We start from the raw sequence: 13911 nt of genomic DNA, 5'->3' as shown, positions 1-13911 counted from the left end.
GAAGCGCGCTTGCCGCTGGTTGTCTGGAACATTTGTGCACGTTGTCCAGGTCTGGCATCTAGTTAGTGCACTACAGTTTATTTTGTCCCAAAACAGGGCGCTGTCTGCCCTGAAATAGCGCCGTGGCGTCGTTTTCAGTCATAGCGGTGTGTCGCTTCTGGAAGTTGAAGTTTAGGGTTCAATGCTTTAGGGTGTTTTTTATTGAACGGTCAATTAACAAAAAACGGGAGACGCTGGACGCACGCTTCGCTGACGGGAGACGCTTGTTAGGGGTTAGCTATTCAGCGTCCTGCGTCTCCCGTCCAGCGTCTCCCGTGTCCAAAAAGGATTGCCAATGCCCAAAGTCGGAATGGAGCCCATCCGCCGTCAGCAGTTAATCGACGCTACCCGTGCCTGCATTGGTGAGTCGGGTTTTGCGGCGACGACGGTGCAGAGCATCGCCAAACGGGCGGGCGTTTCGGCCGGCATCATTGCGCACTATTTCGGCAATAAGCTGGGTTTGTTGGAAGCGACGATGCGCGAATTGCTGCAGCAACTGAAGTTGGATCTGATCGGTCGTTTGCCGGCCAATCCAACAGCGGAGCAGCGCATCGACGCCATTATCGAAACCAACTTTTCCAAGACCCAGACGGATCCACTGTCGGCCAAAACCTGGTTGGCGTTCTGGTCCAGTGCCATGCACGAACCGACCTTTGCCCGCTTGCAGCGCATCAACGAAAAACGCCTGCATTCGAACCTGCGTTACAGCTTTAAACAATTGAACCATCCGGCGCCAAACCAGGCGGCTGGAACCCTGGCGGCCTTGATCGATGGCCTCTGGTTGCGCGGCGCTCTATCTCCGGACGGCATTCAGGCCGACCGCTGTATTGCCCTGTGCCGACACCAGACCGAACTGTTGATCGCCGTCGCTAAACAACACTCGAATCATACGGAGACTGCTTAATGAGCTTGCCGAGACTGACCTCTTTCATCCACGGCGAATACCTGGCGCCGGGTGACGGCGAGACCTTTGAGGTGCTCAACCCGGCCACCGGCGAGGCCATTTATGAAGTGGAAATGGCCGATGCCGAGACGGTCGATAAAGCGGTTCGCAGCGCTCAACAGGGCTTTGCTACCTGGTCGGCGATGAGCGCTTTTGAGCGCGCCCGCATTCTGCACAAAGCCGTGGCGCTGTTGCGCGAACGCAACGATGAGCTGGCTAAGGTCGAAGTACTCGACACCGGCAAACCCTGGCAGGAAGCGAGCGTCGTTGACGTCGTGACCGGCGCTGACGTGATCGAATATTACGCCGGTCTGGCGCCGGCCATTGAAGGCGTACAGCAGTCGCTGGGGCAGGATTTTTATTACACCCGACGCGAACCGCTGGGCGTTTGTGCCGGCATCGGCGCGTGGAATTATCCGTTGCAAATTGCCTGCTGGAAGGCCGGTCCGGCGCTGGCTTGCGGTAATGCGCAGGTATTCAAACCGTCCGAAGAAACCCCGATGGGCGCGGCCAAGCTGGCGGAAATTTTTATTGCAGCCGGTATGCCGGCGGGTGTGTTCAATGTGGTGCAAGGTGATGCCCGTGTCGGCCAGGCACTGACTGGTCATCCGGATATCGCCAAGGTGTCGTTCACCGGCGAAGTCGGTACCGGCAAGAAGGTGATGGCCGCGTCGGCCAGCTCGCTGAAAGACGTCACCATGGAGTTGGGTGGTAAGTCGCCGCTGATCGTTTTCGCCGATGCCGATTTGGACAACGCCGTCGGCGGTGCCTTGCTCGCCAACTTCTACACCCAGGGTGAAGTGTGCACCAACGGCACTCGTGTCTTTGTCCACGACAGCATTTACGACGCCTTCGTTGAACGCGTCAAAGACCGCACCGAACGCAATATCGTCATCGGCGATCCGATGCATCCGGACACCAATATCGGCGCGCTGATCTCGCGTGAACACCAGCGCAAGGTGCTCGGTTTTATCGAAGCCGGCAAAGCCAGCGGCGCGCGTTTGGTTACCGGTGGTCAGCCGGTACAGCCGGAAGGTTGTGAGGGCGGTTTCTTTGTGCAGCCGACGGTGTTTGCCGATTGCAGCGATGACATGCCGCAAGTGCGCGAAGAAATTTTCGGCCCGGTGATGTCGATTCTGCGTTTCAGCGATGAAGCCGAAGTCATCGAACGCGCCAACGATACCCACTATGGCCTGGCGGCCGGTGTGTTCACTCAGGACATTCAGACGGCGCATCGGGTGATCGCCCAGATGCAGGCCGGTATCTGCTGGATTAATGCCTGGGGCGATTCGCCCGCGGAAATGCCGGTCGGTGGTTACAAGCAGTCTGGCGTTGGTCGCGAAAACGGCATCGAAACGCTGGCGCAGTACACCCAGACCAAGGCTGTTTATGTCGGCATGGGCAAAATCGACGCGCCGTTTTAATCGGCTGTTTTTAACCAACTTCAATTAACCATAAGAAGTGAGCAAGACCATGGCGTACCGCTTCGATACTGAATACGACTACATCATCATTGGCACCGGTTCAGCCGGTTGCGTGCTGGCCAACAGACTGTCCGAAGACAGCGATCGTCAGGTGCTGGTTCTGGAAGCCGGCCGCAAGGACGACACCTGGAAAATCCATATGCCGGCTGCGTTGATGTACAACCTGGTCGACGATAAATACAACTGGTATTACCACACCGAACCCCAGGAACATATGGACGGCCGCAAGCTGTATTGGCCGCGCGGTAAAGTCTGGGGTGGTGGTTCGTCACTGAACGCCATGGTTTATGTGCGTGGCCATGCCTTCGACTACGACCGTTGGCAGGAAGAGGGTGCCACCGGCTGGTCGTACGCCGATGTGTTGCCTTATTTCCGCAAGGCGGAAGCGCGCGAAAAAGGCGGCGATGATTACCGCGGCAGCGACGGCCCGCTCAACGTCCACACCGGCGATTTTCCCAACCCCTTGTTCGATGCCTTTATCGAAGCCGGCCAGCAGGCGGGTTATCCGTTCACCGAAGATATGAACGGTTACCAGCAGGAAGGCGTGGGCGTGATGGACATGACCATCAAGAAAGGCAAACGCTGGAATACCGCTCAGGCTTATCTGCGTCCGGTGCTGGATCGCCCGAATTTGACCGCCGAAACCGGCGCCATGGTGCAGCGCATTTTGTTCGACGGCGATACCGCTGTCGGCGTCGAGTACATTCAAAAAGGTCGCACCGTTCGCGTTAAAGCCAACAAAGAAGTGATCGCCAGCGGTGGTGCCATTAACTCACCGCAGTTGCTGATGCTCTCCGGTATTGGTGATGAAAACCACCTCAAAGAAATGGGCATCGATGTCGTTGCGCATCGCCCGGGTGTGGGCCAGAACCTCCAGGATCACCTGGAACTGTACGTCCAGCAAAAATGTTCCCAGCCGATCACGCTGTACAAATACCAGACCCAGCCGCACATGACCTTCGCCGGCATTACCTGGTTTTTGAATCACGATAAGGGCGCTTGCCGTACCACTCACTTGGAAGCCGGTGGTTTTATTCGCTCTGAGGCCGGCGTGCGTCACCCGGATATCCAGTATCACTTCCTGCCCTCGCAGGTGATCGACCACGGTCGCACGCCGCCGCAGTTGCACGCCTATCAGTGTCACGTTGGACCGATGCGCCAGACCAGTCGCGGTTATCTGAAACTGCGCTCGGCCAATCCGAGCGAGCATCCGATCATTCAGCCGAATCTGCTATCGACCGACCGTGACGTCTGGGAAATGCGTCAATGCGTCAAGCTGACCCGCGAAATCATGGCGCAGGATGCGTTCAAAGAATTTCGTGGCGAGGAGCTGGAGCCTGGCCCGAACGTTCAGACCGATGCCGAAATCGATGCCTGGGTGCGCCAGAACGCCGACAGCGCTTATCACCCATCCTGCACCTGCAAGATGGGCGCGGCTGACGATCCGATGGCCGTGGTCGACAGCGAAGCGCGTGTCTATGGCGTTAACAATCTGCGTGTGGTGGATGCCTCCATCATGCCGTCGCTGGTCAGCGGTAACCTCAATGCGCCGACCATCATGCTGGCGGAAAAGTGCGCCGACCATATTCGTGGCCGTGAAATGCTGCCGCGTTCTACGGCGCCGGTTTGGGAACACCCGCAGTGGCAGACCCAACAACGTTAATCAATACAGTGTAAGCAAGACGGGCCGTCAAACCGCGGTCCAATAACAAATTGCCGATTCCCGGCAACCAGCGGGCCGCAGAGCCCGCCTTAAACGACACAAACCCGAAGAGGACGAGACCATGAAAGTGCAATCGATGATGGCGGCCGCCCTGGTCGCTGGCAGTGCTGCCACTTTGGCTCACGCCGCCGAACAATGTGAAACCGTACGCTTTGCCGACGTTGGCTGGACCGACATTACCGCCACCACCGCTCTGACATCCGCCGTGCTGGAACGCATGGGTTATGAAACCGAAAGCGAACTGCTGTCCGTGCCGGTGACTTACCGTTCCCTGGCCAACGGCGAAATCGACATCTTCCTGGGCAACTGGATGCCGACCATGGAAGGCGACATCGCCGCTTACCGTGAAGCCGGTACCGTCGACATTGTTGGCGTGAACCTCGAAGGCGCTAAATACACCTTAGCCGTACCCCAGTATGTTGCCGATGCCGGTGTCACCAGCTTCGCCGATATCGCCACTCATGCTGATGAATTTGAAGGTCGTATCTACGGCATTGAGCCGGGTAACGACGGCAACCGTCTGATCCAGGACATGATCGATACTGACGCCTTTGGCCTGGAAGACTTCGAACTGGTCGCCTCCAGTGAAGCCGGTATGCTGGCTCAGGTCGGTCGTGCGGTGAAACGTGATGACTGGATCGTCTTCCTGGGTTGGGAGCCGCATCCGATGAACGCCAACTTTGATCTGGCTTACCTCTCGGGTGGCGACGATTACTTCGGCCCCGATTACGGCGGCGCGACTATTTATACCAACACTCGCGCGGGTTACGTCGATGAGTGCGCCAACGTCGGCACGCTGCTGAACAATCTTCAGTTCACTCTGGCCGCCGAAAACGAAGTGATGGCGCTGATTCTGGACGAAGGCATGCAGCCGGAAGCCGCCGCCGAGCAGTGGCTGAGCAACAACCCGGACGTCCTTGATGCCTGGTTGGACGGTGTCACCACTTTGGACGGCGAACCTGCGCTGGACGCGGTCAAGTCCGCTCTTTGATTTGTCACCAGAAGAGGCCCGCCGCTGCGCGGGCCTCACGATGAGACACTGACTTATGGATAACTACAAGATTCCACTGGGACCGGTCATCGAAAGCTTTTTCGATTGGCTGGTTGATTCCGGTGCCTGGTTTTTCGATGGCGTGTCGATTGCTCTGGAATGGATGATCGAAGGCGTCACCGAGGCATTACTCTGGTTCCCGCCCTGGGCCTTTATTGTCATCAGCGCGGCCTTAATTTACTGGCTGCGACGCAACATCGGCTTAACGGTTTTTGCCATCTTTTCATTTTTACTGGTGTGGAATCTGGGCTACTGGGAAGACACCCTGCAGACGCTGGTGATGGTGGTCTGGGCGACCTTTATTTGTGTGTTGATCGGCGTACCGATTGGCATTGCTGCGGCGCACCGCGGCTGGCTCTACACCGTCTTGCGGCCCATCCTCGATTTGATGCAGACGGTACCGACCTTCGTTTATCTGATTCCGACGCTGACGCTGTTTGGTCTGGGTGTGGTGCCGGGTCTGGTGGCGACCATTATTTTCTCCATCGCCGCGCCCATTCGGCTGACCTGCCTGGGTATTTCTCAGGTGCCGACCGAACTGGTTGAAGCCGGTAAATCCTTTGGCTGCTCCAATCGCCAACTGCTGTGGCGCATTGAATTGCCAGCGGCCGCATCGAGCATAGCGGCGGGCATTACCCAGTGCATCATGTTGTCGCTGTCCATGGTGGTGATTGCCGCTTTGGTCGGCGCCGATGGTCTGGGTAAGCCTGTCGTGCGAGCGCTGAATACGGTCGATATCGCGCGCGGTTTTGAAGCGGGTTTGGCGATCGTGCTGGTGGCTATTTTGCTCGACCGTCTGTTCAAACAACGTGAAGGAGCCAGCGCATGATTGAGTTCAAGAACGTTGATTTGATTTTCGGTAAGCGGCCGCAGCGTGGCTTGCCGCTGATTGACGACGGCTATGACCGTGCTCGTCTGCAAGCAGAAACCGGCCTGGTGTTGGGCGTGCACAACGTTAATTTGCGCGTTGAGAAGGGCGAAATCTGTGTGCTGATGGGCTTGTCCGGTTCGGGTAAATCGAGCTTGCTGCGCTGTGTGAATGGTTTGAATACCGTCACTCGAGGGCAGGTTCTGATCGATCAGGCCGACGGCCAGCAGGTCGATTTTACCAACGCCGATGAAACCACTCAGCGCGACTTCTGCATGAAGCGCATCGCCATGGTGTTCCAGCGTTTCGCGCTGATGCCCTGGTTGACGGTGGCGGAAAACGTCGCCTTCGCGCTGGATGTGCAGAAGCTGTCGAAAGACGAGATCAAGCGGCGCGTCGATGAGCAGTTGGAACTGGTTGGTTTGACCGGCTGGCGCGATCACAAACCCAGCGCGCTGTCTGGCGGTATGCAACAGCGCGTCGGTTTGGCGCGCGCCTTGGCGACCGAGTCGGACATTCTGTTGATGGACGAGCCGTTCTCGGCACTCGACCCGCTGATTCGTCAGCAATTGCAGGATGAACTTTTGGTGCTGCAGGAGAAACTGCAGAAAACCATCATCTTCGTCAGCCACGATCTGGACGAGGCGCTCAAGCTGGGTAACAACATCGCCATTATGAAAGACGGCGTTATTGTGCAGCAGGGCAAACCCCAGGAAATCGTGCTCAACCCGGCTGACCAATACGTCGAAGATTTTGTCGCTCACACCAACCCGCTGCATGTGTTGCGCGGTCGTGATGTGGCCCAGGCGTTGGCCGAACATCGCCAGGAAAACGGTCGTTATTGCATCGACGAGCGCCAGGGTTGCTGGTTTGATCCGAGCGACAACAAAGTCTATCGCGGCAGCGATGCGGTCGAGGTGCAGAACTGGCAGGAAGGCGATGCCATTGATTCGCTGGCGGCAGTACCGACGCGCGTCAGTGGTCAGTGCCGCTTCCGTGACATCATGGAAGTGCGTTATCGCACCGGCTGTGCGGTGCTGGTGGAAGACGCCGGCGACGTTAAAGTCGTGGGTGATACCCAGCTGTATCGCAGCCTGCTCGGTAAGCGCGCGGCCTGATCCGCTCACAGCGCCAGGCGACCAAAATCGTCTGGCGCTGTGTTGTTAATCTCTAATCTTCCACCGGCTCCAGAATGGCCAGATGCTGATAGAGCGTTTCGGTCAGTTCTTTGATGGTCATCGCCTGTTCCGGCGTCATACCACTGCGGCAATAAAACAGCTCCGGGACTTTTTGGGCTTCGCGCTGTTTATGTCGACCCGCCTGCGTTAATTGAATCACGCGTTGCCGTTCATCGCTTTGCGAGCGTTTGCGTTCGATAAATCCTTTCTGTTCCAGGCGTTTCAGAATGGGCGTCAGGCTGCCCGAGTCGAAACGTGTCTGCCGCACCAGTTCTTTGACGGCAATGCCGTCGGCTTCCCACAGCGCCATCATCACCAGATACTGCGGATAGGTCAGATCCAGAGGGTCCAACAAGGGCCGATAGGCGCGCACCATGGCGTTGGTGGCCGAGTAGAGTGAATGGCAGACCTGATTGCTGAGGGTTTGTTCCGGGCGGATGCTCATAACGGTCATTCGTAGATGTGTGCAAGTATTTTGCGCGCAAGGTATTGACCGGTCAAGACTTCAGGCATAAAGTTTGCGCACAAGATATTTGCTGGCAAGCAAAAAGCGCAAAAAGCGCAAAAAGGAGAGAAGCGATGAAAATTCTAATGATTGTAGTCTTGGTTCTGGTGGCGCTGATTGCGCTGAACATTCTGACCATCATTGTGCAGAACAACAGGGTGCCGGAGCTGGGTCACGACAATGGCAAATTGAAGCCGCTGAGCAAGAAACCCAATGCGGTGTCTACCCAGGCCGATGACGAAGAACGCCGCGTGCGTCCCTGGCCGTTCAAAGCCGATCAGGCTGCGACCCGTGCTGCCATTCTTGCAGCGGTCAAAGCCTATGGCGGCGCTGAAGTGATCACCGAACAAGACGACTATATTTATGTGGTGTTCACCACCGCCAAGATGCATTTCCACGACGATGTTGAGTTCTATCTCGACAGCGAAGCTCAGCAGGTGCATTTCCGTTCCGCCAGCCGCGCCGGTTATTCCGATATGGGTCTGAACCGCCAGCGTTATGAACAACTGACGGAACTCTATGCTCAGGCAGAGGTCTGATTGGCCATGAAAGCTTACGATTTGATTGTTATCGGCACCGGCGCCGCCGGCCTGACCGCGGCCTTTACCGCCCTCGGTTTTGGCAAGCGCGTGCTGGTGGTGGAAAAAGATCGCCCCGGCGGCGAGTGCACCTGGTCCGGTTGCGTACCGTCCAAAGCGCTGATCAATCAGGCCAAGGCGATCCATACTGCGCGGCAATTTGCTGATATAGCCATCGATGGCGCGGCGATCCTGGAAAAGGTGCGCGCTGTTTCCGAGCGGGTTTATCTGGATGAAACACCCGAGGTATTGGAACAGGCTGGGGCTGATTATCTGAACGGCACGGCGCGGTTTATCGATGCCCATCATATTGATGTGGATGGCCAGCGTATTTCCGGTCGCAAATTTATTCTGGCAACCGGCAGCCGACCCATGGTGCCGCCGATTGAAGGTCTCGACAGCGTCGATTACCTGACCAACGAAAGTGTCTTCCAGCAACAAGATTTGCCCAAGTCGTTGCTGGTGCTCGGCGGCGGTGTCATCAGCATGGAACTGGCGCAGGCGATGAATCGTCTGGGTGTGGCGGTGACCATCGTCGAGATGGCGCCGGAAGTGCTGCCGCGTGAAGAGCCGGAATTTGCCGCAGCCTTGCGTGAGCGTCTGCAAAGTGAAGGCGTGCGTTTTGAAATCGGCACCAAGGCCGTGGAAGTGAAACGCTCGGATGCTGGCACCACTCTGGTTGCCGAGCGCGACGGCGAAACTCTGGAACTGTCGGCGCAGCGTTTGCTGGTTGCCTTGGGCCGCAAAGCCAATGTTGAAAATCTGGGTTTGGAAAACGCCGGAGTCAAAGTTGATCGCGGTCTGGTATTGAACAAGCAACTGCGCACCACGGCGAAAAATATCTACGCCTGTGGCGATGTGGCCGGGCCTTATCAACTCAGTCATATGGCCAATTATCAGGGCAAAATTGCGGCCATGAACGCCATCCTGCCATTACGACGCTCGGTGAATTATGACCACATCAGTTGGGCCATTTTCACCGATCCGGAATTTGCCCGCGCTGGCCTGACCGAAGCCGAAGCGCGCCAGCAATATGGCGACAGCATCCGCGTTTATCATTACGACATGGCCGAAAAACTCGACCGCGCTAAAACCAAAGCGGGCGATGGCGGTCGCATCAAGCTGATCACCAGCTCGCGTGGCAAAGTCCTGGGTGCTCACATTCTGGCCGAGCGTGCTGGCGAGTTGATCGCCGAAGTGCAGGTGCTGAAAACACTTGGGCTGAACTTCGCCAAGCTGCAAGCAGTGATTCATCCGTACCCGACCTACGCCGACAGTCTGCGGCAGATGTCGCAGCAGGTGTTGCTGGATAACATTTTTCAACATCCAGTGGTGCGTTTTGCCCGTAAGTTAGTCGGTAAGTAGCAATCAGGCGGTGCGCCGCCTTTCCCCAAGCCCGCGTTTTTCCCCTTTGTCGCGGGCTTCTTTTTTTCCTTTTTTAGCCAATCCCCTTGGCGGTCCTTGGTTTCCCTATCTGGCTCTGTTTAAATCCCTGCCTTCGTTGTAGCGCCGGAGCCGATCATGACCACCCATGTCACCCCTGAATTAACACTGAGAGGCACCTGGGTCGGTTTCTGGCGGTTGCTGCCGCTGTCTTTGTTTGTGGTTGCCTTTGGTCTGGCGTTCGGTCTGGCGGCGGTACAAACCGGCCTGTCGCCGAGTGAGACGGTGCTGATGAGCATGACCGTCTTTGCCGGTACCGCTCAGTTTGCGGCTCTGGATTTGTGGGAAGGGCAGGTGCCGGTATTCACGCTGCTGGTGACCACCTTTGCCATCAACGCCCGCCATCTGCTGATGGGTGCCAGTCTTTACCCCTGGTTGCGCAAACTGCCGATCGGCAAACGCTATGCCTCCATTCTGGTGTTATCCGATGCCAACTGGGCGATGACGCTGAACGAATTTCAGGCCGGTCACAGCCGCAACCTTGGCTTGCTGCTCGGTGGCGGCATCGCACTCTGGTGCACCTGGATGACCGGTACCTTATTGGGCATGGCCGGTGGCAGCGCCATCGCCGAGCCGGAGGTTTTCGGGCTGGATATGGTGATGGGCTGCTTTATGTTGTCGATGGCACTCGGTGGTAAGAAAAATCCGCGCATGATTACCGCCTGGGTGGTCGGCGGTGCAGCGGCTCTGGCGGCCTATCTGTGGTTACCGGCCAATACTCATGTGGTGGTTGGAGCCTTGGCTGGTGGCTTGGTCGGGGTGTTCTGGCTGGAGGAAAAACGATGATCGGTATCGATGCCTACGGCGGTTACGGCGGGCTGATACTGATTGGCCTGATGGCGCTGGTTACCTTGGTGGCCCGCTTCGGCGGCGTCTGGATTATGTCCTTTATCCCCATCAGCCCTCGGGTCGAGAGCTTTATTAACGCCATGTCCGGATCGGTGCTGATCGCCATTTTGGTGCCGGTGGCGGTTGAAGGCGATCTGGCGGCGCGCCTGGCGCTGCTGGCAACGGCCGCGGTGATGCTGGCGACCCGGCGTACTATGTTGGCCATTGCCGCTGGCATTGCTACTGCCGCCGGTTGGCGCTTGCTGATCGGTTAATCCGTCTCAACGCAAATTGCCTTCACACTGGCGCAGTGCCTGCGCCAGCTGTGTCTGTTCTGCCTCGCTGAGGCCAGCCAACATCTTACCTTCTATGTTATTGACCCGATCGTGCGCCTGATGCAGCAGCGCGCGGCCGCTGTCGGTCAGCTGTGTCTGGATGATGCGGCCGTGATCCGGGTGCGGCTGGCGCGCAATCCAGCCCTGGCGTTCCAGCGTTTTAATCAGTTGGATCATGCTTTGCGGCGTCATAAAGCAGGCGCGCGCCAGTTCTGCGTTGGATAACTGATCCGACTGCGACAGGGCGCTCAGCGTTGAATATTGCGAAGTGGACAGGTTCAGCGGGCGCAATTCGTCGTCCATATTGCGCCGGATAGCCTGTTGCACACCCTTGATCAGATAGGCAATTCGGTTGTCGGCCACGGCCATTTCCTGTGTCTATTGATAAGTATAAGGAAGCTGATAATATATCAGCTTCCTTATACTGTCATAAGTCGGAGGACAGAACAATGACAGCCAGTAATGATGCCAAGGTCTTGGGTCCGGGTTTTATTTCTTTGCAGGTTAATGATCTCGACGCTGCCAAGACGTTTTACACCGAGCAACTGGGGCTGGTACCCAGCAATGACGGGCCACCACATGCGGTGGTGTTCCAGGAAGGCGCCATTCCCTTTGCGCTGCGCACCGCGGCGGTGGATCTCAGTGACAGCAAGCATCTGGGCTGGGGTTTAGCGCTTTGGTTGGAGTGCAAGCAGATCGACAGCCTGCATCGGCGGCTGGAAGCCTACGGCGTTGAGATTCAGCAGCCGCCGTTCGACGGGCCTTTCGGGCGTACCTTCAGCATCGTTGATCCCTTTGGTTATCAACTGACGCTGTACGGTACGCCGGGCTGATTCAGCTGAGTCGGAACTGGCCGATCAATTGACGCTGATCTCCCGCCAGGCGGGTGAGTTTTTCGCTGTTATTGGCGGCTTCGCCGGCGGTCTTGGCCAGATCGTCGGCCATGTCGGAAATGTGCACCACGTTCTGAGTGACTTCGCGGGCAACCGCGCTTTGTTGTTCTGACGCGGTGGCTATCGATTGGCTCATATCATTGATGTCGGCCAGCCGCTGCACCATGGCCGACAGTGATTCGCCGGTGCGCCGCGATTGTTCGGCTGAATCGCGCGATAGTTCACGGTTACTGGACATAATTTGCACCGCATTCTGGGCGCGTTGACGCAGCCGATCGATCATCTCACGGATGTCGCCGGCCGATTGCTCGGAACGGTTGGCCAGGCTGCGCACCTCTTCGGCAACGACGGCAAAACCGCGACCCTGTTCGCCGGCGCGGGCGGCTTCGATGGCCGCGTTCAGCGCCAGTAAGTTGGTTTGTTCGGCGATTTCCTGAATCACATCAAGCACCGATTCAATCTGCTGGCTTTCCTCGCTGAGGCTGTTTACCACGGCCTCGGCTTCCTGCTGAGCGCGATCCAGATCCTGGCTGTAACGGATGTTGGTTTCCATGCTCGCCATGCTGTCTTCGGCCGCCTGGGTTACCTGTTCCACTTCGCTGCGGGTACGCTCGGCATTGCTGGCGACTTCACTGACGGCGGCTTCCATTTCGGTGATCGCCGTAGCGACGGAGCCGGTTTGTTGCTGCTGGCGTTCGACGCTCTGGCGGGTTTGGTCGCTGGTGCCAGAGGTGGCGGTGGCCAAGGATGAGATGGTGTCCGAGGAACTGCGGATTTCGCGAATCAATTCGCTCAGCCGGTCAGCCAGGGCATTGACGCCGGCGCCGATGCGGCCGATTTCGTCGTTCGACAGTCGCGCCACTCGGTTGGTCAGATCGCCTTCGGACAGACGCTCCAGTGTTTGCAGGGTGCGTTTTAACGGCGCGCGCATGGAGCGCACCACCGATGCCCCCACCGCGATCGATAAACCGATGGCAACGAACAGCATCAGCAGGGTCAGTTTCTGGGCGTTGCTGGCGGTGCGTTCGGCGTCATGACGCGCCTGCTGAGTCAGTTCGCGGATACCGCCGATGATGCCATCCAGGGTGCCCAGACTGGTGGTCATATTGGCGTCCATGTCCTGAATCAGGCTGTTGCCCTGGCTGGAGAAACGCACAAAGTGTTTGTGGCTCTGGAACAGACCACCGTGGCCCTCGGTAGCGCCGTGCAGGACTTCAATATAGGGCGCAATCACTTCGGCGTAAGCCGCGTTGTCGTCCTGCAGCGAAGCCAGTTTGGCATCCAGCTGCTGCAGAATGATATCCAGTTCGGCTTCGGTGCTGTTGATGCGATCCACCCGCGAAATCGCCAGCGATTGCTGTAACAACGACTGCGCCGATTCCGCCTGCTGCATGATGGTTTGCAGATCCCATTGCAGTCCGGATTGACCCAGGGCTTCGGCCTGGCTCGACAACGAACCCAGATCGCCACTGAAAAAGGCCCAGTCGTTATTGAACAGCTGGGCTTCGACCAGGGCGTCTTCGCGCGCTTTAATGAGGTTGTTTTGCAGGTCGAGGTGACGCTCGGCCTGGGTGAACAGAATGTGCGCCAGGCTGGCTTGCTCAGCCAGTTGTTGCTGCAACGACGGGTAGAGTTCAAGACGTTGATTCAACTCATTGGCCAGATTTTGATAGCGATCGTGAATGTCCAGATATTGTTGTTCCAGCTGCTCACGTTGCTCGGCTTCATCGCTGTTGGCGTGGGCTGTGACAGCACGGTTGGCTTCCTGCAACAGGCTGCGCAGGCGATTGGTATCGTCCAGCAAACCACCCAGATGAGTGGAGGCCAATTCCATATGTTCCGAAAGTTTGGTTTCGACGCTGATGGAGTACAGAGTGATGGCGGAGAAGATCAACAGCAGGGCGGCGAACCCGGCTACAACGCGGGTAATCAGAGACAGTTTCATCGTGGGCTACGTCGGCGATATAGCAGGATCGGACTTTTAAGGCTAAGGGAAGGCGCTGGGGGTGTCTATAGCGGGAGACGCTTAACGGGAGACGCTAA

Annotated in this window: 14 protein-coding genes; 11 read left to right on the top strand and 3 right to left on the bottom strand. The window is 57.4% G+C overall.

What is annotated here, in order from left to right; genetic code table 11:
* Positions 1–334 precede the first annotated feature (334 nt).
* The 6 genes from betI (at position 335) to choV (ending at position 7226) form a co-directional block, all read left to right on the top strand.
* Positions 335–943 (top strand): transcriptional regulator BetI, encoded by a 609-nt coding sequence (betI, locus tag ABMA60_RS10790; RefSeq protein ID WP_392802726.1) that lies wholly within the window; start codon positions 335–337, stop codon positions 941–943.
* Complete coding sequence (gene betB, locus ABMA60_RS10785; protein WP_392802724.1) at positions 943–2406, top strand: betaine-aldehyde dehydrogenase; 1464 nt, start codon at positions 943–945, stop codon at positions 2404–2406. The genes betI and betB overlap by 1 nt, the downstream gene beginning before the upstream one ends.
* Before the next feature lie 49 nt (positions 2407–2455).
* On the top strand, positions 2456–4129 hold the full coding sequence (gene betA, locus ABMA60_RS10780) for a choline dehydrogenase (protein WP_392802722.1): 1674 nt from the start codon (positions 2456–2458) through the stop codon (positions 4127–4129).
* Between the two features lie 121 nt (positions 4130–4250).
* Entirely contained in the window at positions 4251–5180 is a 930-nt protein-coding gene (locus ABMA60_RS10775; protein ID WP_392802719.1) for a choline ABC transporter substrate-binding protein, read from the top strand.
* Positions 5181–5235: 55 nt separating this feature from the next.
* On the top strand, positions 5236–6069 hold the full coding sequence (choW, locus tag ABMA60_RS10770; RefSeq protein WP_392802716.1) for a choline ABC transporter permease subunit: 834 nt from the start codon (positions 5236–5238) through the stop codon (positions 6067–6069).
* Positions 6066–7226 (top strand): choline ABC transporter ATP-binding protein, encoded by a 1161-nt coding sequence (gene choV, locus ABMA60_RS10765; RefSeq protein WP_392802713.1) that lies wholly within the window; start codon positions 6066–6068, stop codon positions 7224–7226. Before choW ends, choV begins: the two co-directional genes overlap by 4 nt.
* Positions 7227–7278: 52 nt before the next feature.
* Here the strand turns inward: choV and ABMA60_RS10760 are convergent, their stop codons facing one another.
* Positions 7279–7731 carry a MarR family winged helix-turn-helix transcriptional regulator gene (locus ABMA60_RS10760; RefSeq protein WP_392802711.1) on the bottom strand — a complete coding sequence of 151 codons (453 nt, stop codon included), beginning with the start codon at positions 7729–7731 and terminating at the stop codon, positions 7279–7281.
* Positions 7732–7865: 134 nt separating this feature from the next.
* Between ABMA60_RS10760 and ABMA60_RS10755 the strand changes: the two genes are divergently transcribed.
* From ABMA60_RS10755 to ABMA60_RS10740, 4 genes are all read left to right on the top strand, one after another.
* The gene (locus ABMA60_RS10755) at positions 7866–8330 is read left to right on the top strand and encodes a DUF1499 domain-containing protein (RefSeq protein WP_392802708.1); all 465 of its coding nucleotides are present in this window, start codon (positions 7866–7868) and stop codon (positions 8328–8330) included.
* A gap of 6 nt (positions 8331–8336) precedes the next feature.
* Complete coding sequence (locus ABMA60_RS10750) at positions 8337–9734, top strand: dihydrolipoyl dehydrogenase family protein (RefSeq protein WP_392802706.1); 1398 nt, start codon at positions 8337–8339, stop codon at positions 9732–9734.
* 156 nt (positions 9735–9890) lie between these two features.
* Positions 9891–10598, top strand: a complete 708-nt coding sequence (locus ABMA60_RS10745; protein WP_392802703.1) for an AzlC family ABC transporter permease — start codon at positions 9891–9893, stop codon at positions 10596–10598.
* Complete coding sequence (locus ABMA60_RS10740) at positions 10595–10915, top strand: AzlD family protein (RefSeq protein ID WP_392802700.1); 321 nt, start codon at positions 10595–10597, stop codon at positions 10913–10915. The genes ABMA60_RS10745 and ABMA60_RS10740 overlap by 4 nt, the downstream gene beginning before the upstream one ends.
* Positions 10916–10921: 6 nt before the next feature.
* Here the strand turns inward: ABMA60_RS10740 and ABMA60_RS10735 are convergent, their stop codons facing one another.
* Positions 10922–11338, bottom strand: coding sequence for a MarR family winged helix-turn-helix transcriptional regulator (locus ABMA60_RS10735; protein ID WP_392802697.1), 417 nt, complete (start codon positions 11336–11338; stop codon positions 10922–10924).
* Positions 11339–11424: 86 nt separating this feature from the next.
* Here ABMA60_RS10735 and ABMA60_RS10730 point away from each other — a divergent pair, with 86 nt between their 5' ends.
* Positions 11425–11808, top strand: a complete 384-nt coding sequence (locus ABMA60_RS10730; protein ID WP_392802695.1) for a VOC family protein — start codon at positions 11425–11427, stop codon at positions 11806–11808.
* A 1-nt stretch (position 11809) separates the two neighbouring features.
* Here ABMA60_RS10730 and ABMA60_RS10725 read toward each other — a convergent pair whose 3' ends face one another.
* Positions 11810–13813 (bottom strand): methyl-accepting chemotaxis protein, encoded by a 2004-nt coding sequence (locus tag ABMA60_RS10725; protein ID WP_392802692.1) that lies wholly within the window; start codon positions 13811–13813, stop codon positions 11810–11812.
* Positions 13814–13911: the final 98 nt, after the last annotated feature.

It is taken from the genome of Saccharospirillum sp. HFRX-2 (assembly GCF_043196805.1).
In the GTDB taxonomy this organism is placed as follows: domain Bacteria; phylum Pseudomonadota; class Gammaproteobacteria; order Pseudomonadales; family Natronospirillaceae; genus Saccharospirillum.
Note: the sequence above shows the minus strand (reverse complement) of the source record. Positions and strands in the feature narration are given on the sequence as shown.

Excerpts from the sequence above, each read along its gene's own strand:
- ABMA60_RS10775 (WP_392802719.1), top strand. The coding sequence starts at position 4,251 with ATGAAAGTGCAATCGATGATGGCGGCCGCCCTGGTCGCTGGCAGTGCT.
- choV (WP_392802713.1), top strand. The coding sequence starts at position 6,066 with ATGATTGAGTTCAAGAACGTTGATTTGATTTTCGGTAAGCGGCCGCAG.
- ABMA60_RS10725 (WP_392802692.1), bottom strand. The coding sequence starts at position 13,813 with ATGAAACTGTCTCTGATTACCCGCGTTGTAGCCGGGTTCGCCGCCCTG.
- ABMA60_RS10750 (WP_392802706.1), top strand. The coding sequence starts at position 8,337 with ATGAAAGCTTACGATTTGATTGTTATCGGCACCGGCGCCGCCGGCCTG.
- betI (WP_392802726.1), top strand. The coding sequence starts at position 335 with ATGCCCAAAGTCGGAATGGAGCCCATCCGCCGTCAGCAGTTAATCGAC.
- ABMA60_RS10740 (WP_392802700.1), top strand. The coding sequence starts at position 10,595 with ATGATCGGTATCGATGCCTACGGCGGTTACGGCGGGCTGATACTGATT.
- ABMA60_RS10730 (WP_392802695.1), top strand. The coding sequence starts at position 11,425 with ATGACAGCCAGTAATGATGCCAAGGTCTTGGGTCCGGGTTTTATTTCT.
- betA (WP_392802722.1), top strand. The coding sequence starts at position 2,456 with ATGGCGTACCGCTTCGATACTGAATACGACTACATCATCATTGGCACC.
- choW (WP_392802716.1), top strand. The coding sequence starts at position 5,236 with ATGGATAACTACAAGATTCCACTGGGACCGGTCATCGAAAGCTTTTTC.
- ABMA60_RS10745 (WP_392802703.1), top strand. The coding sequence starts at position 9,891 with ATGACCACCCATGTCACCCCTGAATTAACACTGAGAGGCACCTGGGTC.
- betB (WP_392802724.1), top strand. The coding sequence starts at position 943 with ATGAGCTTGCCGAGACTGACCTCTTTCATCCACGGCGAATACCTGGCG.
- ABMA60_RS10760 (WP_392802711.1), bottom strand. The coding sequence starts at position 7,731 with ATGAGCATCCGCCCGGAACAAACCCTCAGCAATCAGGTCTGCCATTCA.
- ABMA60_RS10755 (WP_392802708.1), top strand. The coding sequence starts at position 7,866 with ATGAAAATTCTAATGATTGTAGTCTTGGTTCTGGTGGCGCTGATTGCG.